This is a genomic window from Candidatus Methylacidiphilales bacterium, assembly GCA_030054035.1.
Lineage (GTDB): Bacteria > Pseudomonadota > Gammaproteobacteria > JASGCS01 > JASGCS01 > JASGCS01.
Genome location: JASGCS010000001.1, coordinates 394,628 through 419,564 on the forward strand (window position 1 = coordinate 394,628; position 24,937 = coordinate 419,564).

Annotated in this window: 27 protein-coding genes and 1 tRNA gene; 3 read left to right on the plus strand and 25 right to left on the minus strand. The window is 34.6% G+C overall.

Going from position 1 to position 24,937, the window contains the following annotated elements; translation table 11 throughout:
• Positions 1 to 2: 2 nt before the first annotated feature.
• The 12 genes from QM538_02010 to rsmI all read right to left on the minus strand — a co-directional run bounded on the left by QM538_02010 (position 3) and on the right by rsmI (position 12,421).
• Positions 3 to 88: transfer RNA gene (locus QM538_02010), tRNA-Leu, on the minus strand.
• A 26-nt stretch (positions 89 to 114) separates the two neighbouring features.
• Positions 115 to 456 carry a preprotein translocase subunit SecG gene (secG, locus tag QM538_02015; GenBank protein ID MDI9347258.1) on the minus strand — a complete coding sequence of 114 codons (342 nt, stop codon included), beginning with the start codon at positions 454 to 456 and terminating at the stop codon, positions 115 to 117.
• Positions 456 to 1,199 (minus strand): triose-phosphate isomerase, encoded by a 744-nt coding sequence (locus QM538_02020; GenBank protein MDI9347259.1) that lies wholly within the window; start codon positions 1,197 to 1,199, stop codon positions 456 to 458. Before QM538_02020 ends, secG begins: the two co-directional genes overlap by 1 nt.
• A complete protein-coding gene (gene glmM, locus QM538_02025) occupies positions 1,196 to 2,536 on the minus strand; it encodes a phosphoglucosamine mutase (GenBank protein ID MDI9347260.1) in 1,341 nt (446 codons plus the stop codon). The genes QM538_02020 and glmM overlap by 4 nt, the downstream gene beginning before the upstream one ends.
• An 8-nt stretch (positions 2,537 to 2,544) precedes the next feature.
• Complete coding sequence (folP, locus tag QM538_02030) at positions 2,545 to 3,414, minus strand: dihydropteroate synthase (protein MDI9347261.1); 870 nt, start codon at positions 3,412 to 3,414, stop codon at positions 2,545 to 2,547.
• Between the two features lie 11 nt (positions 3,415 to 3,425).
• Positions 3,426 to 5,321, minus strand: coding sequence for an ATP-dependent zinc metalloprotease FtsH (ftsH, locus tag QM538_02035; protein ID MDI9347262.1), 1,896 nt, complete (start codon positions 5,319 to 5,321; stop codon positions 3,426 to 3,428).
• Positions 5,322 to 5,330: 9 nt separating this feature from the next.
• On the minus strand, positions 5,331 to 5,963 hold the full coding sequence (locus QM538_02040) for an RlmE family RNA methyltransferase (protein MDI9347263.1): 633 nt from the start codon (positions 5,961 to 5,963) through the stop codon (positions 5,331 to 5,333).
• A gap of 11 nt (positions 5,964 to 5,974) precedes the next feature.
• Positions 5,975 to 6,442 (minus strand): transcription elongation factor GreA, encoded by a 468-nt coding sequence (gene greA / locus QM538_02045; protein ID MDI9347264.1) that lies wholly within the window; start codon positions 6,440 to 6,442, stop codon positions 5,975 to 5,977.
• A 25-nt stretch (positions 6,443 to 6,467) separates the two neighbouring features.
• Positions 6,468 to 9,671: a carbamoyl-phosphate synthase large subunit gene (gene carB / locus QM538_02050; protein ID MDI9347265.1), complete on the minus strand. Its 3,204-nt coding sequence runs from the start codon at positions 9,669 to 9,671 to the stop codon at positions 6,468 to 6,470.
• A complete protein-coding gene (gene carA, locus QM538_02055; protein MDI9347266.1) occupies positions 9,655 to 10,770 on the minus strand; it encodes a glutamine-hydrolyzing carbamoyl-phosphate synthase small subunit in 1,116 nt (371 codons plus the stop codon). The genes carB and carA overlap by 17 nt, the downstream gene beginning before the upstream one ends.
• Entirely contained in the window at positions 10,730 to 11,551 is an 822-nt protein-coding gene (locus QM538_02060; GenBank protein MDI9347267.1) for a serine/threonine-protein kinase, read from the minus strand. Before QM538_02060 ends, carA begins: the two co-directional genes overlap by 41 nt.
• A 15-nt stretch (positions 11,552 to 11,566) precedes the next feature.
• Positions 11,567 to 12,421, minus strand: a complete 855-nt coding sequence (gene rsmI, locus QM538_02065; GenBank protein MDI9347268.1) for a 16S rRNA (cytidine(1402)-2'-O)-methyltransferase — start codon at positions 12,419 to 12,421, stop codon at positions 11,567 to 11,569.
• On the opposite strand from rsmI, the gene QM538_02070 reads away from it, so the two are divergent.
• From QM538_02070 to QM538_02080, 3 genes are read left to right on the plus strand one after another with little or no spacing between them, the layout of a single operon-like run.
• Complete coding sequence (locus tag QM538_02070) at positions 12,395 to 13,603, plus strand: hypothetical protein (protein MDI9347269.1); 1,209 nt, start codon at positions 12,395 to 12,397, stop codon at positions 13,601 to 13,603. The genes rsmI and QM538_02070 overlap by 27 nt on opposite strands.
• The gene (locus QM538_02075) at positions 13,596 to 13,973 is read left to right on the plus strand and encodes a YraN family protein (protein ID MDI9347270.1); all 378 of its coding nucleotides are present in this window, start codon (positions 13,596 to 13,598) and stop codon (positions 13,971 to 13,973) included. Before QM538_02070 ends, QM538_02075 begins: the two co-directional genes overlap by 8 nt.
• Positions 13,952 to 14,563: an SIS domain-containing protein gene (locus QM538_02080; GenBank protein ID MDI9347271.1), complete on the plus strand. Its 612-nt coding sequence runs from the start codon at positions 13,952 to 13,954 to the stop codon at positions 14,561 to 14,563. The genes QM538_02075 and QM538_02080 overlap by 22 nt, the downstream gene beginning before the upstream one ends.
• A gap of 2 nt (positions 14,564 to 14,565) precedes the next feature.
• Here the strand turns inward: QM538_02080 and QM538_02085 are convergent, their stop codons facing one another.
• The 13 genes from QM538_02085 to QM538_02145 are packed head-to-tail and all read right to left on the minus strand — an operon-like array spanning position 14,566 to position 24,931.
• A complete protein-coding gene (locus QM538_02085) occupies positions 14,566 to 15,189 on the minus strand; it encodes a glutathione S-transferase family protein (protein MDI9347272.1) in 624 nt (207 codons plus the stop codon).
• A gap of 22 nt (positions 15,190 to 15,211) precedes the next feature.
• Positions 15,212 to 15,982, minus strand: coding sequence for a cytochrome c1 (locus tag QM538_02090; GenBank protein MDI9347273.1), 771 nt, complete (start codon positions 15,980 to 15,982; stop codon positions 15,212 to 15,214).
• The gene (locus tag QM538_02095) at positions 15,979 to 17,190 is read right to left on the minus strand and encodes a cytochrome b N-terminal domain-containing protein (protein MDI9347274.1); all 1,212 of its coding nucleotides are present in this window, start codon (positions 17,188 to 17,190) and stop codon (positions 15,979 to 15,981) included. The genes QM538_02090 and QM538_02095 overlap by 4 nt, the downstream gene beginning before the upstream one ends.
• Positions 17,187 to 17,765 (minus strand): ubiquinol-cytochrome c reductase iron-sulfur subunit, encoded by a 579-nt coding sequence (gene petA / locus QM538_02100; GenBank protein ID MDI9347275.1) that lies wholly within the window; start codon positions 17,763 to 17,765, stop codon positions 17,187 to 17,189. Before petA ends, QM538_02095 begins: the two co-directional genes overlap by 4 nt.
• Before the next feature lie 36 nt (positions 17,766 to 17,801).
• Positions 17,802 to 19,097 carry a histidinol dehydrogenase gene (gene hisD / locus QM538_02105; protein MDI9347276.1) on the minus strand — a complete coding sequence of 432 codons (1,296 nt, stop codon included), beginning with the start codon at positions 19,095 to 19,097 and terminating at the stop codon, positions 17,802 to 17,804.
• On the minus strand, positions 19,094 to 20,146 hold the full coding sequence (locus QM538_02110) for a 3-deoxy-7-phosphoheptulonate synthase (protein ID MDI9347277.1): 1,053 nt from the start codon (positions 20,144 to 20,146) through the stop codon (positions 19,094 to 19,096). Before QM538_02110 ends, hisD begins: the two co-directional genes overlap by 4 nt.
• Before the next feature lie 5 nt (positions 20,147 to 20,151).
• The gene (gene hisG, locus QM538_02115) at positions 20,152 to 20,781 is read right to left on the minus strand and encodes an ATP phosphoribosyltransferase (protein MDI9347278.1); all 630 of its coding nucleotides are present in this window, start codon (positions 20,779 to 20,781) and stop codon (positions 20,152 to 20,154) included.
• Positions 20,778 to 22,040, minus strand: a complete 1,263-nt coding sequence (murA, locus tag QM538_02120; GenBank protein ID MDI9347279.1) for a UDP-N-acetylglucosamine 1-carboxyvinyltransferase — start codon at positions 22,038 to 22,040, stop codon at positions 20,778 to 20,780. Before murA ends, hisG begins: the two co-directional genes overlap by 4 nt.
• Positions 22,033 to 22,299 carry a hypothetical protein gene (locus tag QM538_02125; protein ID MDI9347280.1) on the minus strand — a complete coding sequence of 89 codons (267 nt, stop codon included), beginning with the start codon at positions 22,297 to 22,299 and terminating at the stop codon, positions 22,033 to 22,035. Before QM538_02125 ends, murA begins: the two co-directional genes overlap by 8 nt.
• Positions 22,296 to 22,907, minus strand: coding sequence for an ABC transporter substrate-binding protein (locus QM538_02130; GenBank protein ID MDI9347281.1), 612 nt, complete (start codon positions 22,905 to 22,907; stop codon positions 22,296 to 22,298). Before QM538_02130 ends, QM538_02125 begins: the two co-directional genes overlap by 4 nt.
• Complete coding sequence (gene mlaD, locus QM538_02135) at positions 22,904 to 23,365, minus strand: outer membrane lipid asymmetry maintenance protein MlaD (protein ID MDI9347282.1); 462 nt, start codon at positions 23,363 to 23,365, stop codon at positions 22,904 to 22,906. The genes QM538_02130 and mlaD overlap by 4 nt, the downstream gene beginning before the upstream one ends.
• Positions 23,362 to 24,126: a lipid asymmetry maintenance ABC transporter permease subunit MlaE gene (mlaE, locus tag QM538_02140; protein ID MDI9347283.1), complete on the minus strand. Its 765-nt coding sequence runs from the start codon at positions 24,124 to 24,126 to the stop codon at positions 23,362 to 23,364. The genes mlaD and mlaE overlap by 4 nt, the downstream gene beginning before the upstream one ends.
• Positions 24,113 to 24,931 carry an ABC transporter ATP-binding protein gene (locus QM538_02145; GenBank protein ID MDI9347284.1) on the minus strand — a complete coding sequence of 273 codons (819 nt, stop codon included), beginning with the start codon at positions 24,929 to 24,931 and terminating at the stop codon, positions 24,113 to 24,115. The genes mlaE and QM538_02145 overlap by 14 nt, the downstream gene beginning before the upstream one ends.
• Between the last annotated feature and the right edge of the window lie 6 nt (positions 24,932 to 24,937).

Here is a 24,937-nt window from a genome sequence, read left to right on the forward strand (position 1 = left end):
TATGGTGCCGAAGGACGGACTCGAACCGTCACAGCTTACGCCACTACCACCTCAAGGTAGCGTGTCTACCAAATTCCACCACTTCGGCAAAAGTATTATTATTTCTATAGTCTATTAATTGTTACTAGGTTTATCAGAAATATTTGGAACTGTGGCCGGTTGCTGAGGGTTGGGCTTATCAGTATTGGAATTTATAATTTTTTCAAAATTAGACTGCTCTTTAGTTTTATTGGTTGACAAATAAGATAATGTAATACTAGTGATAAAAAAAAGAAATACAATCCCATAGGTGAGTTTCTGTAAAAAACTAGTAGCCCCCCTAGGCCCAAAAATAGTACCCGAAGTGCCGGATCCAAATGCAGCACCAATAGAAGAGCCTTTTCCTCTTTGAATTACTACTAAACCTATTAGAATTAGTGCAAGTAGCACATGAACAACCATAATTAATGACAACATTAGAAACTCCTTTTATCTCTCGATGTATACGACACTATCAATTTATTAAATGATTCAATTTTCAATGATGCACCTCCAACGAGCACCCCTTGAATCTCTCTTATAGAAAGTGTTGTTGAAATGGTGTCTTCATTTACTGAACCACCGTATAGTATTTTATCATGTATTATATTTTTGTTTCTAAATAAAACCATGCAGCTTTTAATCATATCAGTTATTGAGATTATATATTCGGAGGTTGGAATTAAACCAGTCCCAATTGACCATATCGGTTCATAGGCAACAATGATTGGAGCACAAATAGGGTCTAATGTTGATAATAGAGAGGTAAGTTGAGATCGCACTACTGAATTTCCTTTTTCCAATTTGTAATCCGCAATCGACTCACCAACACAAATAATAGGTGTAATTGAAAAAGATAAAAGAAGCTTTATTTTACTTGCAAAGTGTTCCACTGTCTCTTTGAATAACTCTCTTCTTTCTGAATGACCTACAATACAATATGATACATTGGCTTTTTTAAGCATTTCTGCGCCAATTTCTCCTGTATATGAACCATTAGGAAAGGGACTAACATTCTGAGCACCAAGAAAATAACCATGGGGTAATTTTAATTCTGATAACAAATGGTACGGTGGACAAACAACGATTGCATGATCTGTTTTTTTAATTTTTAGATATTCTGCACAAAGCGAACTATCTCCATTTTGTTTCCAGTTAGCAACAATTAGATAAGATTTCATAATTTAATTTTTTCAAGTATATCATTTACAATTTTTTCATTTAAACTGTTTGATTCTGATTCCACAAAGACGCGAAGTAAGTTTTCAGTACCCGATTTTCTAACAATTACTCTTTGATAATTTTTAGTATCAGAATTTAATTGCTGAATAAATTGTTTAAACTGGCTACTATTTAAAATATTTTCAACTTGATCAATTGAATTAATTGTTATATTAGTGGACAAATTCGGAAGAGAGTTATAGTCCTCTAATAACTCTGAGATGGTCTTATTAGAAAATTTAATTGCCTCGAGAACTTTTAATGCTGATAATAACCCATCGCCAGTGTTAGCAAACTCTCTAAAAATAATATGTCCAGAAGGCTCGCCACCAAGTTGCCAATTATTGGACTTTAATAATTCGTATACATGTTTATCACCAACTGAACTTCTTGTAAACTCAATGCCATATTTTGATAATGCAATTGGTAATGCTCCATTTGATAATTCTGTTCCTACAATTCCATCTATTGGTAAATTTCTAATTTTCATACTTTTTGCAATTAAATAAAGTATTTTATCTCCATTATAAATTTCATTATTAGCTACAACAACCAGTCTGTCACCATCACCGTCCAAACAAATACCTAAATCAGCTTTTGTCTTGAGTACCATTTCCTTTATTTGATTTGGATGTGTAGAGCCGCAATTACTATTTATGTTTAACCCATCAGGACCACAGTTAATCGATATTACTTCTGCGCCTAATTGTCTAAGCAAACTAGGACCGACAAAATAACCAGCTCCATTTGCACCATCGAATACAATTTTCATTTTTTCAAGGTCTAAATCATGTTTAACGCATGATATAAGATATCGAATGTAGTGATTTGCTGCGTCAGTAAGCCTTTGGGCTTTTCCCAATTTATGAGATTGTACACAATACATTGGCTCAGTTTCAAGAGTTTCTAATATGCTTTCAATTTCTAACTCATTTACCTGAGTTAATTTTTCACCTGATGAATTAAATATCTTTAACCCATTGTACTCATAGGTATTATGAGATGCACTAATCACAAAAGCACCTGCGGCATCATGTCTTGTAACTAAACTCGCAATTGCGGGAGTAGGTAATGGTCCGGTTAAAATGATCCCAACTCCAGCAGCGCTTAAACCAGCTTCTAATGCAGATTCTATCATATAGCCAGATATGCGAGTGTCTTTACCTACAATTATTGGTCCACGTTTTTGCTCATAAAGTACTTTACCAACTGCATATCCTAAATTAAGGATAAAACGGGGGTTTAGCAATGCTTCACCGATTATCCCCCTGATACCATCTGTTCCAAATACTTTCATTTTTCTTATTATAACTGTTGATTACTTTTATTAAACCACATTTTATATTCTTCTATAGCAGTTATCCAACGTTTAGTTACACCAACATCATGGGTTCTAAAAATTCCAGCTCCCTGAGCTAAGGAGACTTGAGTAAGTAACAAAGTAGAAGGTAATCTGTGGGCAATTGGATCGTTATTAGATAATTGAAGTAAAGTTTTATTTAGCGATTTCCTCGATAGCCCAATACAGATCGGTAGATCAAAGCTCATCAGCTCATTAATATTAGTTATAATTTGCATATTATGATCAAATGTTTTACCAAAACCAATTCCTGGATCAATAATGATTTGATTTCTTGAAACGCCTGCCTCTTCTAGCTTCTGAATTGTATGGGTGAAATAACTCTTAATCACATTTATTACATGACCAGAATATTGAGGATTATATTGCATAGATATTGGCGTGCCTTGCATATGAGAAACTATTAAATGAAGTTTTGTTTGTTTTGCAAAATTGATAGACTCTAAATTTGCAAATCCACTAACATCGTTAATAATATCAGCACCAAGTTCTTGTGCTATTTTCATTATTTCTGGTTTCTGAGTATCAATTGAAATTATTGCTTGCGTTTTTTTTCTTAAAATATTGAGCACAGGCTCAATTCTCGCCCGTTCTTCTTCAGTGCTTATTGATTTTGCACCAGGTCGAGTTGATTCTCCACCTATATCAATAATTGAAGCCCCCTCTTCAATTAATTCAAGCGCATAACTGACTGCCATATCAACTGTCTTAACCACCCCATTTTCAGAAAAAGAATCAGGGGTACAATTTACCACACCCATAATGGTAGGTAATGTGAGTTGGGTGCCTTTTAAAAATTTAAGTAATGTTACCAATAGAGAATTATCTATGGTGATTGAGTAATTGTATCTTGTATTGTATTACTTTGAGAACCGCTAGATTTTTGATTAGTATTATCATCATCCCAAGATTGAGGTGGAGTAGGTTTTTTACCTTCCATAATTTCATGTATTTGAGATTGATCAATAGTTTCATATTGAATAAGCGCTTGTGCCATTTCATTTAGGATATCAATGTGTTTTTCTACTATCCCCTTTGCTCGTTTATAATTAGTATCAATTATTAATTTGATTTCATTGTCAATCTGATTAGCAGTTGCGTCTGAATTTAATTTTGGCTGAGATTTAGAATACCCAAGATACATTTCACCTTGTTCTTCAGAAAAAGCAAGTGGGCCTAAGCTTGATAAGCCCCACTTAGTTACCATATTTCGAGCAATTTCAGTAGCTCGCTCTATATCATTCTGTGCGCCAGTAGTAACACACTCTTTACCAAATATCAACTCCTCTGCTATTCTCCCTCCAAATAAACTTGAAATTTGACTTTCCAACCTTCTTTTAGAAACACTTAGTCTATCATCCTCAGGTAAAAACATGGTAATCCCTAACGCACGACCTCGCGGAATAATTGAAACTTTATATACTGGATCATGATCTGGAACTTGTAATCCTACTATTGCATGACCTGCTTCATGATAAGCGATAAGTTTTTTTTGTTCATCTGTCATAACCATAGATTTTCTTTCTACGCCCATCATGATTTTATCTTTAGCTTTTTCTAAATCTTTCATTTCTACATGTGGTTTATTTTCTCTTGCCGCAATAAGCGCAGCTTCATTAACAAGATTCGCAAGATCAGCACCTGAAAACCCAGGAGTGCCTCTTGCGATTATTTTTGTAGAGACTGTGTTAGATTTTTTAAGTTTTTTTACATGTACATTAAGAATCTGTTCCCTTCCTTTAATATCTGGAAGTGGGACAACCACTTGACGATCAAATCTTCCAGGTCGTAATAAAGCTGGATCAAGAACATCAGGCCTATTGGTAGCCGCTATCACGATAAGGCCAAAATGCTCTTCGAAACCATCCATTTCTACCAACAATTGATTTAGCGTTTGCTCTCTTTCATCATGCCCCCCTCCCAAGCCAGATCCTCTATGTCTACCAACTGCGTCGATTTCATCAATAAAAATAATGCAAGGGGAAACTTTTTTAGCTTGCTCAAACATATCCCGAACTCTAGAAGCGCCAATTCCAACAAACATTTCAACAAAGTCAGATCCAGAAATAGAAAAAAATGGGACCTTTGCTTCACCAGAAATGGCTTTTGCTAAAAGGGTTTTTCCAGTGCCAGGATGCCCGACAAGTAAAACACCTTTTGGGATTTTACCACCCAACGTTTGAAATTTTTTGGGGTTCTTTAAAAAATCAACTATTTCACTTAACTCGGCTTTTGCCTCATCAATACCTGCAACATCATTAAAAGTTATTGATATTTTTTCATGGTTAAGCATTTTAGCTCGACTTTTTCCAAAAGAAAACATTCCACCTTTTCCACCACCCCCACCACTCATTTGTCTCATAAAATAAATCCAAATAGCGATCCACAAGATAACTGGAATTGAATTAAGTAACAACTGCATTAAAATCGATGGTTTTTCAGGAGGCACTCCAATTACATCAACCTTATTATCAAGCAATTCTCCAATCATAGAACGATTGTCAGATTCTGGAGAATATGTTTTAAATTGATTACCATTTATGAATTTACCCTGAATATCTCTATTACTAATTTGCACTTGAGCAATATTTCCTGATTTCACTTCGCTAATAAACTGAGAATAAGTTAATTCTGATAATTGATCTTTCTGAACTGGCAAATAATTCCTAAAAGTAAATGTAAGAATTGCAATGATAACACCCCAAAATATTATATTTTTCATATCCTCATTTTACTCCTTTTTTAAAAATCCAACACACACATAATATCGTTCTTTACTTTCTTTGCGACTCGAATCAGGCTTACAAGGTTTTACTTGTTTAAACAAAGACTTTAATAAAGTAAAATTCTGAGTTGAGTTTTCAGAATCAAATATCTTAATAATCAAATAACCATTTTTTATTAAGCAACAAGAAGTTATAAAGAGCACCTCTTTGATTAATGTGTCAAATCTTAAATTATCATATTCTTGAATTCCACTAATATTTGGTGACGCGTCGCAAAGTACCACATCAAATAATTTATTGCTCCGAACATTGTTAATTTCCGCCAAACACTCATCTGAACCAAAGTTTCCATTTATAACAACATGGTTGCTGTTTAATTTTTTCATTGGTAATAAGTCTACACTTACGAGGGTTCCCGTTACAATTTTTTTCAAGACAAAACAACTCCATCCGCCAGGTGCTGCACCTAAATCCAAGACATGGGAATTGGGTTTTATAAACATATGGGTATTATTTAAATCTTCTAACTTAAAATACGCTCTTGAGACCAGCCCTTGTTGTTGAGCCTTCTTAACGTAGTGATCGCTTTGTTGTCTTTGTTTCCATCGACTTGAACTTGATTTTGAAGAAACTGCCATAGTTATACAAATTATGGAACTCTTTCAATAGCCACAATTTCCAAAATTGAGTCTATAAAAGTGATCTCATCTCCAATTTTCCTACCTATTAACAATCTTGCAAAAGGTGAAACGATAGAAATAAAATTTTTTGATATGTCAGCTTCGACATCTCCCACTATCTTATAGCTCTTACTCTCGTTATTTTTTTTATTTTTTAGTGTAACAGTTGTTCCAAATACAATCTTGCCGTTATCTGGAATTAAACTAATATCAATTATTTGCGCACTCGATAAAATTGATTCTAGTTCATTAATTCTCCCCTCTATAAAGGATTGTTTTTCTCTAGCCGCGTGATATTCAGCATTTTCTTTAAGATCTCCCATCGCACGAGCTTCCGCTATTGCCATACTGATTTTCGGACGGTCGGTTGTGATTAATTTAGCAAGTTCTTCCCTGAGAATTGCACAACCTATTTTCGTTATTGGTTTGCGTTCCATGTATTAATTATATTCTATATTATAGTTATAGTTTTCTTGGTTTACAAGTGTCACTGACTGATAAGGCTCGGCATGTAGCATACGATCCAGGAATAGTAGTCGTGATAGGAATATGTAGCAATAATGCTCTCCTTCTTATGGTGAAAGAATCAGCAATAGATTGTCTGCCTTCCGTAGTATTAATAATCAGGTCAATTACTCCAGAATCAAGCAATTCCAAAATATGCGGTGAGCCTTGACTCACCTTGTTAATTTCTATACAAGGAATTCCAGCTTCATTAATTATTTGAAAAGTGCCTTTAGTTGCATAAATTATATAATTATTGGCATGTAACAATTTAGCTAATGGCACACAGTGAGATTTAGTGCTATTACTAAGACTGATAAACGCATTCCCTGATTTTTTTAATTTTACACCTGCAGCAAGTTGGGCAAGTGCAAACGCCTCTTCAAAGGTTTCTCCACGACCCATCACTTCTCCCGTTGATTTCATTTCAGGACCTAATAAAATATCGGAGGAGTTAAATTTAATAAATGGAAATATAGATTCTTTAACGCAGTACAATTTCTGCTGGGAAACCCCGTCAATAATTGATGTAAGGTCCTTTAGCTTTTTTCCTCCCATAATAAAAGATGCGTATTTAGCCAGTGGGTGTCCCGTACTCTTTGAGACAAAAGGTATAGATCGAGAAGCTCTGGGGTTTACCTCTAATAAATAGATTTGAGAATCTTTTAAAGCAAACTGAATATTTACAAGTCCAATCGCTTTAATTGAACGAGCTATCAAAGTAGCTTGATTGCGTAACTCTTGTTGTGTTTCAATAGGTAAAGAAAATGGAGGTATGGAACAAGCAGAATCTCCAGAATGCACACCAGCACTTTCAATATGCTGCATTATTGCAGGAATAAAAACCTCTTCCCCATCAGTAACTAAATCAATATCTATTTCGATAGCGTCTGAAAGAAATCTATCTAAAAGTAAAGGTTTGTCTGAAGCTATTCTAAAAGCATTTCTAGCAAAAATTTCCAAGTCTTCGATACTATAAGCAATTTCCATTGCTCTACCACCTAAGACATATGATGGTCTTACCAACAAAGGAAAGCCAACAATCTCTGATCCTTTTAGCGCTTCTTCTATTGTGACAGCAGTAGTATTTACAGGTTGAAGTAACCCTATCGAGTTTATTAATTTTTGAAACAACTTCCTGTCTTCGCACATATCAATTGTTTCACTGCCTGAACCTAGAATAGAGATTCCGTGATCAGCTAACTGTTGTACTAGTTTTAGAGGAGTCTGCCCGCCAAATTGGACGACTATTCCTAATGGATTCTCTAAACAAACCAAAGAATAAATATGTTCAAAACTAATTGGCTCAAAATATAATGCATTTGATAAATCATAATCCGTTGAAACAGTCTCTGGATTACAATTTACCATAATTGTATAATAACCAAGTTGTTTAAAGGCCATTAATGCATGGACACAACAATAATCAAATTCAATTCCTTGTCCAATTCTATTTGGACCACATCCAAGTATTATTACTTTAGGTTGATTTATTTTAAACTGCAACTCGTTCTTTCCAAAATATGAAGAATAACAATAATTTGTTTCAGTATCAAATTCAGCCGCACAGGTATCAATTCGCTTATAAACGGGAATTATTTCAAATTTAACTCGTAGCTCTCTGATTATTGAAGGTGAAGTATTCAACAGTGTCGCTATTCGCGTATCGGTTAATCCAGATTGCTTAGCCTTGGAAAGCAAATCTTGAGTAATTTCCGATAGAGCACAAGCTGATAGTTTAATTTCTAAATCTATTACATCTTTAATATTTCTTAGAAACCAAGGGTCTATAGAAGTTAGTGAGTAAATGGTTTCAAGATCAATCCCTCTCCTGATCGACTCAGCTAAATACCATAATCTTTGCGATGATGGTCTGCTAATTTTTTCAAATAATACTTCATTTGAAACGATTTCATTTTGTTCGATAGGGCTTTGCAACCCATCTCTATCTATTTCTAAACTTGTAATTGCTTTAAGTAATGATTCATTAAAAGTTGTGCCAATTGCCATCACTTCACCAACTGATTTCATTTGTGTACCCAACTCATCAGCAGTGTTAGAAAATTTTTCAAAATTAAACCTTGGTATTTTTGTAACGACATAATCAATAGTTGGCTCAAAAGAAGCGGGTATCTCACCAATGGTAAGATTGTTTTTTATTTCAATTAAACTATATCCCACTGCCAATTTAGCGGCAATTCGTGCTATAGGATAGCCTGTTGCTTTTGAAGCTAGCGCAGATGATCTCGAAACTCTGGGATTCATTTCAATTACGAACTGTTCGCCTGTTTTCGGTTGGACGGCAAACTGAACATTAGAACCACCTGACTCAATACCAATTTTTTTCATTATCTCTATCGTTGAGGTTCTCATTAGTTGATATTCTTTATCTGTTAAAGTTTGGATAGGAGCAACAGTAATTGAGTCTCCAGTATGAGTTCCCATAGGATCAAAATTTTCTATTGAACATACTATAATGCAATTATTTTCTTTATCACGGATTGCTTCAAGTTCAAATTCCTTATAGCCAATCATTGATTGTTCAATGAGCACTTGTTTTGTTTGAGATAAAAATAAACCATGCTTTACAATTTCAAGTAATTGTTGCTGATTAAATGCTATACCACCTCCAGAACCTCCTAATGTATATGATGGTCTAATGATTATTGGGTAACTAAATTCCTTAGAAAAATCTAATGCTTCCTTCACAGAATTGACGATTCTTGACTCAGGACAACGAAGTCCTAATTCACTCATCGCTTGCTTAAATAAATTTCTATCTTCAGCCATTTTTATGGACTGAGATTTAACCCCAATCATCTCAATCTGTAAATCATTAAGAATTCCTTCCTCATCTAATTTCAACGCAAGATTAAGGGCAGTTTGACCACCCATGGTAGGGAGCAATGCGTCTGGTTTTTCAATTTCTAATATTTTTTTTACGTGATTAAAATCTAGGGGTTCTAAATAAATACTATCAGTAGTAGTGAGATCTGTCATTATTGTGGCAGGATTAGAGTTAATTAAAGAAACCTTAAAACCATCTTCCTTGAGTGCTCTGCAAGCTTGGACGCCTGAATAATCAAACTCTGCGGCTTGTCCTATAACAATTGGTCCAGAACCAATTATTAGAATGTGATTAATATCATTTCGTCTTGGCATTTTTGTCAATTAAACTCTTAAATTCATTAAAAATATATTTAAAATCATGGGGGCCTGGATTGGCTTCAGGGTGACCTTGGATAGCTATTAAAGGGGCTGTAGCTGAAACAAATCCTTGCAATGAGCCATCAAACAAAGATCTGTGAGTTGCAATTAGCGATGATGTGAGGGTTGTCTCCAGAATCTCAAAACTATGATTTTGACTCGAAATTACACTTTGGTGAGTTCTTAAATCTAAAATTGGATGGTTAATACCGTGATGTCCATATTTCATTTTTTTTGATTTAGCTCCTAATGCAAGTGCAATAATCTGAAAACCCAAACAAATTCCAAGCAAGGGTAATTTATGCGAGACACAATAATGCACTATAGGATGAACATAGTTACATGGTTCTGGGTCCCCGGGTCCGTTTGATAAAACTACCCCAACTGGATCATTGCTAAGCAATTCATCTAATGTTGTTTTTGCAGGAAAACAAACTACTTTGAATCCGAGAGTTGCTAAAAAATGTAATATTGATTTTTTGACCCCCAAATCTATAACAGCAATAATTTTTTTATTCGTAGACTCAGGGTTAAAATAATATTTTTCCTTAGTTGTTACTTGAGAAGCTAAATCTAAACCTGATAATCCTTTATAATTCCTTAACGCATCATACGCGTCGTCTAAATCAGAATTAGTACGACAGTCCAAGCAAGCTCTTAAAGAACCATGAGTTTTAATTAATTTAACTAAAAATCTGGTATCTACGCCTTCTACAGCTGGAATGGAATTCTTGATAAGAAAAGAGGATAGGCTCGTTAAACATCTCCAACTACTAGGTTGATATGTGTACTTGTGTACCAACAAGCCGCTATTATGAATTATATTTGATTCATTATCTTCTAAATTAATACCTGTATTACCAATATGGGGATAAGAAAATACAATGAACTGGCCCTTATATGATGGGTCAGTGCAAACCTCTTGATACCCGCTCATAGCTGTATTAAACACTAATTCACCTAGAGCCATCACGGGAGCACCAAAGCTGATGCACTCTATGATAATATTCTGATCAATGATTAATTTTGCCATTGTATTGTGGGTAAAACTCATCTATCCAGTTTAATATTTGTTTGCAATTTTCGAATCTATCATCTGGATTTTTAGCTATACATAATTGCAGAAAATTATCAAACGGTGATTGGACATCTATAAATTTGTCATCACTATTAATGAGCTTAGTTTTTAATACTTCTTCTATTGTAAGATCGTTAAATAATTTTTTACCGGTAAATATTTCATAAAAGACGCAACCCAAACTATATATATCAGTACGCTCGTCATAACATTGCAATAAAGCTATCTGTTCAGGGGCAAGATAACTAGGAGTTCCAATAACAGTACCTGGTTTGGAACGTAGTTTTATATTATCTCTTTCAATTGAAATTCCAAAGTCAAACAAACAAAGTGATCCATCTTCACGCAAGCCAATATTTGTTGGATTTAAATCTAAGTGTAAAATACCCCTTTCATGAATGTAATTTAATGCCGTGACAAGTTGGATCAAATAAATAATTGGATCATACTTAACCTGATTAAAATGTAAGAAATTTTTCAGATCCCCTTTTGCTAGATACTCTGTAACCAAAAATATAACGCTTTTAGTCACTCCATAATCATACAGCTTTACTATATTGCTGTGTTCTAGTAAAATCAACATTTGGACTTCATGAAACAAACGACCCTGATCATTTCTAGTATTAGGTAATTCATCTCTCTCAACACATTTAATTGCAATTTGAAGTGAGTCTGAATTTCTAGTGCCTAGAAAAATATTTCCATGTGAACGATTGGGCAGTAGTCCAGATGTGGTGTAACCAGGTATCTTTAACATTTATTTAACGATATTTTACCATTGTTGCGTTACACATAATGAATACCATTCTTTTTTACTTCCGCCAAAATGTTTTGTAAGTAGCGTCGCAGCTTTTGAAGGGCTTACTACTTTTATTAGACTTCTAGCGAATAGCAATTGATCTGAGCTTGGATTGAATTTATCAGTGATTTGATTTGGGCTACAAATGAGTATGAACTCACCGTTTAAATTTATTGCTCCATTTTTAATCATAGTTTCAAGAGCACTTGCGCTTCCACGAAATACCTGTTCATGTATTTTGGTAAGCTCTTTTACTAACGCAAGCTCTCTAGATGGCTCAAAATGATTAATCAATTCAATTACTTTAGTTACCATACGCTTTTGTAACAATAAAACTGATGTGTGTTGCAAGGCAAGGCAGTAGATTAGATGGTCTTTTAGTTCTGAACTATTATCTGAAACAAAACCATGGTACTCAAATCTATTTAGGGGTAATCCCGATAAAACTAAAGCGCAAATTGGAGAGCAAGAGCCCGGTAAAACAGTAAAAGAAATCGAATGATTTATAAATGCTTTTAGTAATGGGTAGCCAGGATCATTGAGTAACGGTGTTCCAGCGTCGCTTACCAAACCTATATGGTTTCCTTCAGAGAGTAAAGAAATTATTTCTGGTATTCTTTGTTTTTCATTACCTTCATGCAAGCTGTATAGCGGTACCTTGATTCCATAATGAAGAAACAATTTTTTTGCAATTCTTGTGTCTTCTGCATAAATTCTATCTAATATTGACATTATCGAAACAGATCTATATGTCATGTCATCTATATTTCCAATTGGTGTTGATATAAAATAGAACTGGTGATGCAATATATTTTTATTTACACTCATATACTTTTTTTTGTAACCTTGTTTTGGACAATATTTCCAAATTATGGAACAGCCACAGACAAGACTCCTGTTGCTATTTTACTCAATCATAACTCACTTAGCTATGAAATCACTGAGAGCTTTTTTAAAGGATTAAAGAGCGCTAATACAAGTAACAATACATTTACTTTTGAGCCGCATGACACTTCTCAATTAATCACGCTCCAGGAGTGGAGTGATTTTTTTGATTCACTGCAGCGTAAAAATATTAAGTATTTTATCGGTCCTGTATTAAAAAACGAAGTGATTAAAGCGACTCAAGTATTAAACGATAAACACTCGGTAGGGATTGCACTTAATTACATTGAGCGCATCGAAACTGATATAAAAACTACATTACCAAATATATCGTATTTAAGTATTTCTCCAAAAGATGACATTGATATGTTAGTAAATTTACTTACACCATATTTAGGTAAACATATTGTGATCTTACCAGAAACTATTTCAAATAATGATTTTAATCTTCCTGAATATGATATATTTGAATTTTGGTATTATGACGAGAGCTCGGCTAATTTTAACGAATTAGTAAGCTATCTGCTTCACTCTGATTTAAGTCAAGCGAGAATGTTGCAATTAGTAGAAACGATCGAAAATAAAGTAACGTTTCAACAACGCAGAAGGCAGGATATAAAAAGTATTACTATTTTAGGCTCAAATAAAAATATCGCAACAATTAAAAGTTTTCTTAATTACTATTACATTGATCAAGTTCCAATATTCATACCAATTACAATTCTAGATAAATGGAATATTAAATCAATTATTAATTATAAGGGATCGTTAATAATGGGTTCAACTTGGCTCAATGATTATTCAACAAATTTAAAAAAACTAAACTTCAAAGAACTAGAAATTAAAAAGCTTAATCCATTTTTCTTTGCTCTTGGTTTTGATAGTATAACGTTATTATCAAATATAATTAAATCTAATCATGACCTCTCAAAACTACCAACCTTACTGGGTACATATATTTTTGATCCTAGAAGTGGGCGATTCAAGAGAAATGGAACAGTTTCGCTCATTGATACACAGTCGATCATTTCATTAAATCAAAATCAAATCTCTTTTCAACTACAAAAAAAATTAAACTACTATTACAAACAACGAAAACTTTTAATTAAGCCAAAAAATGAATAACTTTATACGCTCACCGCAATCATCTTATATCAAGGGAAGAATTGCGGAAGAGATTGCGATGAGATATTTATGTAATCAAGGGGTGGAAATAGTAGCTCATAACACTCACTATCCTTTTGGAGAAATAGATGTGATTGGTAAATTTGAAGGAGTATTAATCGCATTTGAGGTTCGTTATCGTAGCAATGCAACTTTTATTAGCCCAATTGAAACAATAACAAAAAGTAAAGTTAAAAGGATTCTTAACTGTCTTGTAACTTACGCGAAAGAAAACTCAGCTTATAAAAATTTTAACCTGCGAATTGATATAATATGCATCACAGGTACATTACATAACCCCACTATCACATGGATTCCAAATATCATTTAGTCAAAGAAGAAATTTTTACAAATTTATTAAAATCCGCTCTAATTGACCAAGAAAAATGCAGGGGTATTATAGCTGGACAAATAACAAATCTAATTAAAATTGCTCAGCGTTGTATTCAAACTTGGCACAATGGTGGAAAAATTATAGCTTGCGGAAACGGTGGATCATCTGGTGATGCGCAACATCTAGCTTCTGAACTTCTTAATAAATACAAGCATGATCGGGTAGCGCTTGCCGCCATGGCAATCACATCTGATGCCCAAGTAATAACATCTATCGCTAATGATAGAAATTATTTAGAAATATTCTCAAGGCAACTACAAGGATTGCTCCAAGCTCAAGACACGCTGATAGTTTTTACCACAAGCGGCAACTCAAGTAACATTATTGAAGCAGTTAATACTGCAAAAAATAAGGGGGTAAATACTATTGCTTTTACAGGATTTGATGGCGGAAAAATCGCTAAAACACTTTCTGAAACAGACATCGAATTAAGAATTGCTATTAATAACACCGCACGAGTTCAAGAAATGCATTTAACTTGCATTCATCTATTGTGCGAATACATGGATTATTGTTATAGCAAATGATATTATCTTTTTGATTTTCTACTCTTGATAGGAGAGTTTTTCATCAATTCGATTTCATGATTAAAATGTGCCAATATAGTAGCATGAGTTAAAAATTTATTTATATACCTATCTAATGGTGTTCTTGGTGTGACAGATATATTCCACGATCGCAACTTAATTAAATAGGGAAAAGCCGAACAATCAGCTAAGCTTAACTCCTTACCAAATAACCAATTGGAGCCCGTTACCCACTGAGAAAAAAGTTGTATCTCCTTTTGGAATAAACTCTTACTCTCCTTTTCACAATTTTCAAGTCTAGCATACAATGGAAACCATTTATTTCTAAAGTACTTTAATAAAAATCTACAGCGTGCTTTATCTAACGGATCGTTGGGCATAAGCTGCGGACAAGGGAACCGCTCATCTAGATACTCAAGCATGAGATCGCTATCATTAAAAACAAAAGTGCCGAAATTTTTTTCTCGGAGCGTAAGCACACCAGAAAAATGGGATAGGTCTATGTCAGAATTTTTCTGAGGGCTATCTAGATCCACCTCTATAATCCTACATGGAATTTCCTTTTCATATACAACTAATCTAGCTCTAAGACTATCTGGATCATTGGGTAAAGTATACAGTTCCATATTATTTTCAAGCTACCAAAGGTTAATTTCTTTTATTTTCCACTTCCTTCCAATATGAAAGATGTAAGAAGTAGGTAACTATCGAAAGCAATACTAAAAACATCACTACCCAAATCCCAATACGCTCTCTTTCAGATTTAGATGGATCAGAAAGTACTGTTAAAAAATTTACTATGTCTAAAACGAAAGCATGGAACTCTGTTTTACTCAACAAACCTTCTTTATGAACAATTAAATTAGCGTTTTTTGTTTCACTATCTTCAAGATATTGGATACCTTGAATTTCCCAAAAAGGATTAGGCATTGCGACATCCTTAAAAATAACATTATTGAAACCAGTTTGTTTGGTGGTATCCCTATAAAAACCTGTTAAATATGAATATAACCAGTCTTTGTTTCTAACTCTTGTTATTAATGAGAGGTCTGGTACTTTTGTTAAATAAACTTGTATTGCATAATTTTCCTCAAGGCCAGCACTTACTTTTTCTCCATATTTTATTTTTTCACCAAAACTATCTAAAGGATAAATTAAGTATTTTTTAATTATTTCAGAAGAGTCAACTCCCATGCCAAGAATATTACCAAATTGATTATAGGTGGCATATTTTAGTGAGTGGCAACCTGAGCAATAATCCATAAAAGCTCGAGCTCCTCTCTGAAGCGATGCTTTGTCACTAGTATTTATGGGGGCTGTTAGTAGCGTAACACCATCCTGACTAGCACCAGCAACACTAAATGAGTTTGCTATCAACCCTACAATAGCAATTAAGATTAACGGATTATAAAACTTCATTTCATAATCCTAGTCGGTACAGGCTTGCACTTTTCATTTTTTGAAGTAAAAAACAATACGACAAAAAAACTAAAATAAATGATAGTGCAGATTCTAGCAATGAAAGTGAACTGTGGAGTTACCGGCTGTAGACCCAAATATCCGAGCACGATAAAACTAACAATAAACATGCCTAGTAATATTTTATAGAACATGCTTCGATAACGAATTGATTTAGTTGGGCAACGATCTAACCAAGGTACAAAAAACAAAATAGCTACAGCAGATCCCATTGCTATTACACCAAATAATTTATCAGGTACCGCTCTTAAAATTGAATAAAAAGGAGTAAAGTACCAAACTGGTTTGATATGTGTAGGAGTGACGACAGTATTTGCAGCTATAAAATTATCGTGTTCTAAAAACAATCCGCCAAGTTCTGGTGCATAAAATACCACTATGAAAAATATTGTTAAAAATACTGCGACTCCGAAAATATCTTTAATAACATAGTAGGGATAAAAAGGAATGCCATCAAGCGGTTTACCATCGCTACCTAAATGTTTTTTAATTTCTATGCCTTCAGGATTGTTTGAACCCACCGTCCTCAAAGACATTAGATGAAGAAAAACGACTCCTAAAATTGCCATAGGTAAGGCAATCACATGCAACGCAAAAAATCTACTTAAAGTGCTCTCTGATACAACGAAATCACCTCTTAGATATTCAGTTAGCGTAGATCCCACAAAAGGGATTGCGCCAAATAATTCAGTTATTACCTGGGCGCCCCAATAAGACATTTGCCCCCATGGTAATAAATATCCCATAAAAGCTTCTGCCATTAACAATAAATACAAAAACATTCCAATTACCCATAGTAATTCCCTAGGTTCTTTATAGGATCCATATAAAAAAGCTCTAAACATATGTAAATAAATTACAATAAAAAATGATGAGGCTCCAACGGCATGCATATATCGCATTAACCATCCCCAACTCACATCTCTCATGATATATTCCACTGAAGCAAAAGCGTCAGCTGCGCTTGATTTGTAATACATGGTCAAATAAATACCTGTAATTATTTGCATTACTAGTACTAGTAATGCAAGAGAACCAAAAAAATACCAGAAATTAAAATTTTTTGGAGCAAAATAATCGACAAGCTGGCTCTTTGCAATACTAGCTAAGGGTAGTCTCTTTTCAACCCATTCAGAAAATTTTTTCATGCACTTTTACCTATGATTAACTTATTGGATTGTATTGAATACTCTGGAATTTCCAAATTAATTTGCGCCGGCACACCTTTATACACTCTACCTGATAGATCAAATTTTGATCCATGGCAAGGACAATAAAAACCCCCATACCAATCAGTACCCAAATCTGCTGGGGCAATTTCAGGTCGATACAATGGCGCACAACCTAGATGAGTGCATACTCCTAATAAAACTATAAACTCAGGTACCAATGATCTATATTTAGATTTAAATTCTGCTTTATCTGGCTGGGTAGAATTTTTAGAACCAGAATCTGCGAGCAAATCTTCATGGGCGCTGAGTTGCTCAAGCATTTCTTTTGATCTGTGCACAATGAATATCGGTCTGCCCTTCCATAATTTACGCATCATACGACCCATTTCTAATCCTGTAATATCTACCTCTACTGGAGCTGCGCCTACATATGCCTTAGCGCTTGGTTTTAGATACGATATGAATGGAACTGCAACGCCCACAACCGCAACCGATCCCATTGTCGCAACGGTACCAAGTAAAAACTTTCTTCTAGTTTGTAAATTTTCCAAAGCTGTCTACCAAAATAATATCCATTTTAACATAATTTATCCCCTGATTTTAGAACTAAGCGCATGAGCCTCGAGACCTTCAGCAAATGCAATAGTACTAGCAGTAATTGAAAGTTCTTTTGCTGCGCGAGCTGATAAATGTACAACATTTTGTCTCTTTTGAAAGTCGTAGGTTCCTAACGGAGAACTAAATCTTGCGCTTCTATTTGTAGGTAACACATGGTTAGGGCCAGCACAATAATCTCCAAAAGACTCTGCACTTGAACTGCCTATAAATATTGCCCCAGCGTTAGTTATAAAACGAATGTATGTATTTGCTTTTAATAAATTTAAATGTAGATGTTCTGGGGCGATCAAATTGGATAGCTTTAAACTTTCATTAATACTTCTAGAAACAATCAACACACTTCCACGTATAAATGATTCTTGGATTATTTTATTTCTGCTTAAATGTTGAGAAATCTCAAGCAAATGTTTTTGTACTTGACGAGCCTGGTCCATACTAGTTGTTATACCAATTGCTCTCGCCGAAATATCATGTTCAGCTTGAGCAAGTAGGTCTAGCGCTACAATTTTTGGGTTAGATTTTGCGTCAAATAAGATCACAATTTCGGTTGGGCCCGCGAGCATATCAATACCTACAACGCCAAATACTTGCCGTTTAGCTTCTGTAACATATTTATTTCCTGGGCCAGTAATTTTATCAACAGGGTTAATTGTTTTTGTCCCATACGCTAATGCAGCTATAGCTGAAGCGCCACCAATTTTATACATCTCATCAATACCGCACATCGAGGCGGTGGCAAGCACTAAAGGAGAAATAACACCATTTATCGCTGGGCTCACAGCGACTATTTTTTTTACCCCAGCATTTCTTGCTGGAATTGCATTCATCAACAGTGTAGAAGGATAGGAAGCTGTGCCACCTGGTACATAAATGCCAACTCTCTCAATCGGCATAATTCTCTGAGAACAATAGGAAGCTTTACTTTCTTGAAGTGTGTATGGTTGTAATTTTTGTTTTTTTGCAAACGCATTTATACGCTGAAACGCAACAACTAATGATCGTTTAAGTAAAGGTGATAGCTTATTGTATGCACTATCCATCTCTTTTTTTGAAACCATAAGTTGGCTGCATTTTTTTGGCTTCCAATTATCAAAGGTTGTCACTTGTTTTAATAACGCAAAATCACCGTGATTTTTAATTTGTTGTATTTGGTTGAATACAACACGGCTTACGGTTATTGAATCTTTTCTAGAGGGTAAAATAATTTGCTGATTAAAATAATTTTTGAAATTTACTTGTGAGGTAGATAGGATTCTAACTTTCATGAATTTCTTTTACGCACAGCTTTATCTAACTTACTTAATAACTCAAGTGTACTTTCCCAACTAATACATGCATCAGTAATACTCACACCGTAAGTAAGGTTTTTAGAATCAGTTAACTTCTGATTGCCTTCATTTATATTACTTTCTATCATGGCCCCAAAGATACTATTACCACCTTGCTCAATATGAGCACAAATGGATTCAAGAACTATCGATTGATTTTTATAATTTTTATTACTATTGGCATGACTACAATCAACCATAACATTTGGGTAAAGATTATGCTTACTAAGCAACTGACAGGCCTGATGTATAGATTGCTCGTCAAAGTTTGGTTGTTTGCCCCCCCTTAAAATAATATGGGTAGACTTATTTCCTGTTGTTGAAAAGCTAGCTAACTTACCTTCGTCAGTGACAGATAAAAAAGTATGTGACTCACCTGATGAAACCATTGCGTCGACCGCTATCTGAATATTGCCATCTGTTCCATTCTTAAAACCTACTGGGGTGGATAGCCCAGAAGCTAATTGTCTATGACACTGGCTTTCTGTAGTTCTTGCGCCGATAGCGCCCCAAGTAATGAGGTCATTAAAGTACTGTGGTGTGATTAAATCTAAATACTCAGTGCCACATGGTACTTCCTCTTTGTTAATTTCAACTAATAAGGAACGAGCCATTCGTAAGCCTTTGTCTATGTTATAACTTTGATTGAGGTCTGGATCGTTTATTAGTCCTTTCCAACCTACGGTAGTTCTAGGTTTTTCAAAATACACTCGCATGATAATGTGCAAAGTATCCTTGTATTCCGATGATATTTGTTTGATTTTCTTCGCGTACGCTAAAGCAAGTTCGGTATCATGTATCGAGCATGGGCCAACGATCACAACAAACCTAGGATCTTTTCTGGAAATAATTTGTACTGTAGTTTCTCTGGCGGATGACACAAAATCACACAAGCTTTGTGTGAGCGGGTAAGTTTTAATTAATTCTTTTGGAGTAACTAAATCGGCGTTGATTGATTTTATTCGTAAATCACTTGTTTGTATCATAGCAGTTACCTAAGGTTAAAAATATTTTTTATTTGCTCGAGTTCATTTCTTTTTGTAATATAGGCAGCACGGTTAGCAATCAACCTTGCGCTTGAAAGAAAAAGCTCATCTTCAATTACTAAATTATGTGCTTTTAATGAATCCCCAGTATTACTAAGATCTACAATTGCATCCGCTAATCCGATTGAAGGCGCCATTTCAAGAGCTCCATGCAATATTACTGTATCAACATTTATTTTTTTAGCGAGAAAATAATTTTTAGTAATATTGGGATATTTTGTTGCTATAAGCAATGAAGAATAATTTGTAAAGATGCTATGTTTAGGCTTGGCGTACACCATTTTACATTTACTATTACCAAGATCGCTGAGTTCAATAATTCCACTACATTCATTTTCAAGCAATATATCTTTACCAACTACTCCAAGATCTGCTACCCCTATATGCACTAGGGTTGTTACATCAATTGATCTAACTTTCACTAATGTTAATAATTTATTTGGGTGCTTGAATATTAATGATCTATCTGAAATTTCAAATTGATTGTTTGTAAAACCAAGTTGAATTAAATATCGCTGATTATCATTAAAAGTTCTGCCTTTTGCAATTGCAATGGTTATTGGTTTGTTTTTCATACAGTAATTCTTTCAATTTGAGCACCGACTGCCTTAAGTTTATCTACTATTCTCTCATATCCACGGTCAAGATGGTAAATATCTTTAATGATTGTTTCTCCAGACGCGACTAAGCCAGCAAGCACAAGCCCAGCTGAAGCTCTTAAATCTGTCGCTCGTAATTCAATCCCATGTAATATCGTATTACCTGTAATATATGCCGTGTTTCCAGATAAAACAATATTCGCACCCATTTTATTTAAACTCTCAACATGTAAAAATCTGTTCTCAAAAATAGTCTCCTGTATTGTAGAATCCCCCATTGCGATGCAGTTTAGCACCATAAACTGTGCTTGCATGTCAGTTGGTAAGTAAGGATAAGGTTTTGTGGAAAAACTATGCGCGGTAAGCGGTTTCTGGGCAGAAACATGGAGATGTGTATTTGATTCACTATTTATCAAAACATTCATATTTCTTAGATGATCGATCACAGCACCCAAATGCTTAACTGGCGACGAAGTCAGAGTCAGCTCTCCTAAAGTAATCGCACCAGCAACTAAAAAAGTGCCACATTCGATCCTATCTGGAATTATAAAATGCGTCGTATCTGCACCTAATCTTTGAACACCTTCAATTGATATAGATCGATCAGTATTTAAAGTTATTTTCGCGCCTTGTTCGTTTAGAAAATCTATTAGATCAATTACTTCAGGTTCTATTGCGACATTTCTAAGTGTAGTTTTACCCTGTGCTAAAACAGCTGCCATTATTAAATTTTCCGTACCAGTTACCGTTACTACATCAAAGGTTATTTCAGTGCCTCTAAGTTTAGTTGTTGTAGCGATCAACTTCTCAGGGTAGATTTCAAATTCAACACCTAATTGCTTTAACCCTTTAATATGTTGATCGATAGGCCTAATGCCTATAGCGCATCCGCCAGGTAAACCTAACTCTGCCTTACCATGTATAGCAAGTAGTGGGGCTAGTAAAAGTATCGAAGCTCTCATTGTTGAAGTTAACTCAACTGGAAGTTCAACATGCTTGCTTATAGTAGGATATAAAGTAGCCGAGTGGGAATTGCACTCAATATCAACGCTGAGGAGCCTTAGCAATTGAAAGAATTTTTTAATGTCGTCTGAGTCTGGTATATTATCTAGCCGGACTGGTTGATCGCATAAAAGACTTGCGGCGAGAATAGGAAGTGCTGCATTTTTCGCACCAGCAATAGCAATAGTACCAGAAAGGGGGCGACCTCCTCGAATACGAATTGCGTTAGCCATTAATAAAGCTATTTGAAAATAAATCCTGTACTCGATGTGCTTGAATTAAAGAGTTAATAAACGGAGGTACTGATTTATATGAAATTTTGTTTGCTTTTTTTTCCAATTCCAATACAACTAAAAATGCAAGTAAACTTGAATTTGCAAACTGTACTTTACTAAAATCTAACAATAAATCTTCATTTAGATTGCTGTACTTTTGATATAAAGCTGAAATCTCTACTTGATCAACGCGAATTGGTAATTCTATAGTGGTCATTTTGATTTATCATTCTCAATTTTTTTTCTAAAATTGAGAAGTATTCCGTTAATGCCAGAGCGTTGAATTTCATCATTTACCACATCACGATATGAGGCGACTAAACTTAACTGTTCAACTTTCATATCATATACCAACCAACCACTTTCCTTTTTTAAGAACAAAAAATCAACTGTAGTAGAACTAGACCCTGTGGGCTGGATAATTTTGATGGTGACAGTGGAGCGATTTTCTTGGTTTGTGGTTAGATATGGCTGAAATTGAATTATCTGATTCGAGAATTTTAAAAATGCATTTCCGTACACTTGCAACAAAAGTTGCTTAAGTAGGCCTGTAAATTCTTTGAACTGATCGGAGTTAATTGTTTTGATGTTTCTTGATAGCACTAATTTTGAGAACTGATCAAAATCAATCATAGGCACAATAATCGGATAAACTTTTTGTTTAATTATTTGCCTTCTCTTTTCTATATCAGTCTCGTTTTTAAGTAATTCAATCGTTTGATTTACAACTTGCTTAACGGTTAAAACTGTTTGATGTTCTTCAACTTCTAGAGCATAAGAAAATGTTACACAAAGTAAAGCTAAAGCTACAAATAATGGTCTCATTTTTCTGACTTCGATACTAAAAATTGCCCAATCAACTTCTCTAGCACGACAGCAGATTGAGTGTATTGGATCTCAGAGCCTTCTTTGAGCATCCCTTCACTTGCTCCAGGCTCAATATTTATATATTGTTCGCCTAACAAGCCTGAAGTAAAAATAGCTAGCGAGGAATCTTCAGGAAATGAATATTTTTTAAATAGATGTAAAGTAACTAAAGCAGAGTAGTTTTTATTATCAAAAGCGATGGAAGCGACTCTTCCAACTAACACGCCACTAGATGTTACCGGAGATCTTGCGTGCAAAGTCCCAATGTTTGAAAAGTAAGCGGAAACTATATAAAACGGCTCTTTTTTCACCCCAGATCCATCACTAATTGAGACTGCAAAAAACATAATGCTCGCTAAAGAAGCTATAAAAAAGATTGCAACCCAATAAATTACGTATTTAGGAATTGAGTTCATAGCGTAGAATTAGAAAACATGATTGAAGATAGTAAATAGTTTAACCCTAGGATACTTAAGGATGAATACACAACCGTATTAGTAGTGGACTTACTCATACCTTCTGGTGTGGGATCAGAATCAATCCCTTGAGCTAACGCAATCCAAGCACATGCAATTGCGAAAATAAATGACTTGATAATTCCATTCATAAAATCTCCTTGAAAATCAAAACCATTTTTAACAGTCGTCCAAAATACCCCAGAATCTAGATTTAGTATAACACAACTTACAAAATAGCCACCCCACAACCCTGCTGTAATAAACAACGAAGTTAACAATGGGAGCGAGATTATAGAGGCAAAAAATCTTGGACCATAAACAATTTCATTGGGATTTACCCCAATTATTTCAATACTACTAATTTGTTCGGTAGCTTTCATAAGCGCTACTTCTGCTGTAATCGCAGAGCCAGATCTTCCAGCAAACAGTAGCGCGGATATTACTGGACCTATCTCTCTTGTCAGGGATAGTAACACCAAGACACCTACTGCCTCTTTTGAATTAAATTTAACTAGCGTATTGTATCCCTGTAATGCCAAAACCATTCCAACAAATAATCCTGATACTATGATGATGATTGCAGAAAGTACTCCGATAACATACAGCTGTTTTACAAGTAATTTGTATCTACGTGGAATTGTTACTACACTTACCAATATTGGAACAAGCAATAATACTCTTGTGCCAATGGTAGTAATGATTGTGTTAAATAATTTCATGGAATTGTTCTTTGAATAACTTTGCATGATAATCAAATTGAACCGCGCCTTCAGCTGAACTATGCACAAATTGCCTAACCCAAGGATTACTCGTCGTTTGAAAATCGGAAGGGGTGCCTGACGCAATGATTGTTGCGTCTGAAATCGCATATATATAATCAGCAATACTTAACAACTCAGTTACATCGTGAGATACAATAACTGAAGTTAACCCAAGCAATGAATTTAATTCAGATATTAATTTAAGTAAAACACCCATGCTAATTGGATCTTGTCCTGCAAACGGTTCATCATATAGTAATAATTCAGGATCCATAACAATCGCACGGGCAAGGGCCACCCTCCGTGTCATACCTCCAGATAATTCAGATGGAAATAATGTAGCCGCTCCACGTAGTCCGACTGATTGCAGTTTTAACAGAACTTGCGCAACAATAACAGGTTCAGGTAACTTAGTATGTTCCCTAAGGGGAAATGCGACATTTTCAAAGACACTTAAATCATTAAGCAACGCGCCACTTTGAAATAACATTCCAATTTTTTTTCTAATCTCAAACAAATTTGCAGATGAAATCTTATGAATATTTTTATTTCCATAAAGAACTGTACCTTGATCAGGGGATAATTGACCACTCATTAACTTTAAAAGTGTTGTTTTGCCACATCCACTACTTCCAAGAATTCCAACTATTTTACCTTTAGGAACAGATAGCGATAAATTCTCAAATATATATCGGTTGGCACGCTTAAATGACACTTGAGAAAATGTAATATATGTTTTGGTTTCGTTTAAATTATTTATCATAAAATA

Bases quoted from the DNA above. Each gene is read 5' to 3' on its own strand.
- QM538_02075 (MDI9347270.1), top strand. From the start codon at position 13,596: ATGAATAACTTTATACGCTCACCGCAATCATCTTATATCAAGGGAAGA.
- QM538_02085 (MDI9347272.1), bottom strand. From the start codon at position 15,189: ATGGAACTGTATACTTTACCCAATGATCCAGATAGTCTTAGAGCTAGA.
- QM538_02130 (MDI9347281.1), bottom strand. From the start codon at position 22,907: ATGAGACCATTATTTGTAGCTTTAGCTTTACTTTGTGTAACATTTTCT.
- QM538_02125 (MDI9347280.1), bottom strand. From the start codon at position 22,299: ATGACCACTATAGAATTACCAATTCGCGTTGATCAAGTAGAGATTTCA.
- QM538_02090 (MDI9347273.1), bottom strand. From the start codon at position 15,982: ATGAAGTTTTATAATCCGTTAATCTTAATTGCTATTGTAGGGTTGATA.
- mlaE (MDI9347283.1), bottom strand. From the start codon at position 24,126: ATGAAATTATTTAACACAATCATTACTACCATTGGCACAAGAGTATTA.
- secG (MDI9347258.1), bottom strand. From the start codon at position 456: ATGTTGTCATTAATTATGGTTGTTCATGTGCTACTTGCACTAATTCTA.
- QM538_02110 (MDI9347277.1), bottom strand. From the start codon at position 20,146: ATGATACAAACAAGTGATTTACGAATAAAATCAATCAACGCCGATTTA.
- QM538_02095 (MDI9347274.1), bottom strand. From the start codon at position 17,190: ATGAAAAAATTTTCTGAATGGGTTGAAAAGAGACTACCCTTAGCTAGT.
- murA (MDI9347279.1), bottom strand. From the start codon at position 22,040: ATGGCTAACGCAATTCGTATTCGAGGAGGTCGCCCCCTTTCTGGTACT.
- glmM (MDI9347260.1), bottom strand. From the start codon at position 2,536: ATGAAAGTATTTGGAACAGATGGTATCAGGGGGATAATCGGTGAAGCA.
- mlaD (MDI9347282.1), bottom strand. From the start codon at position 23,365: ATGAACTCAATTCCTAAATACGTAATTTATTGGGTTGCAATCTTTTTT.
- QM538_02145 (MDI9347284.1), bottom strand. From the start codon at position 24,931: ATGATAAATAATTTAAACGAAACCAAAACATATATTACATTTTCTCAA.
- QM538_02040 (MDI9347263.1), bottom strand. From the start codon at position 5,963: ATGGCAGTTTCTTCAAAATCAAGTTCAAGTCGATGGAAACAAAGACAA.
- carA (MDI9347266.1), bottom strand. From the start codon at position 10,770: ATGAGTTTTACCCACAATACAATGGCAAAATTAATCATTGATCAGAAT.
- QM538_02060 (MDI9347267.1), bottom strand. From the start codon at position 11,551: ATGTTAAAGATACCTGGTTACACCACATCTGGACTACTGCCCAATCGT.
- QM538_02070 (MDI9347269.1), top strand. From the start codon at position 12,395: ATGCAATATATTTTTATTTACACTCATATACTTTTTTTTGTAACCTTG.
- rsmI (MDI9347268.1), bottom strand. From the start codon at position 12,421: ATGAGTGTAAATAAAAATATATTGCATCACCAGTTCTATTTTATATCA.
- QM538_02020 (MDI9347259.1), bottom strand. From the start codon at position 1,199: ATGAAATCTTATCTAATTGTTGCTAACTGGAAACAAAATGGAGATAGT.
- carB (MDI9347265.1), bottom strand. From the start codon at position 9,671: ATGCCAAGACGAAATGATATTAATCACATTCTAATAATTGGTTCTGGA.
- ftsH (MDI9347262.1), bottom strand. From the start codon at position 5,321: ATGAAAAATATAATATTTTGGGGTGTTATCATTGCAATTCTTACATTT.
- hisG (MDI9347278.1), bottom strand. From the start codon at position 20,781: ATGAAAAACAAACCAATAACCATTGCAATTGCAAAAGGCAGAACTTTT.
- QM538_02080 (MDI9347271.1), top strand. From the start codon at position 13,952: ATGGATTCCAAATATCATTTAGTCAAAGAAGAAATTTTTACAAATTTA.
- greA (MDI9347264.1), bottom strand. From the start codon at position 6,442: ATGGAACGCAAACCAATAACGAAAATAGGTTGTGCAATTCTCAGGGAA.
- hisD (MDI9347276.1), bottom strand. From the start codon at position 19,097: ATGAAAGTTAGAATCCTATCTACCTCACAAGTAAATTTCAAAAATTAT.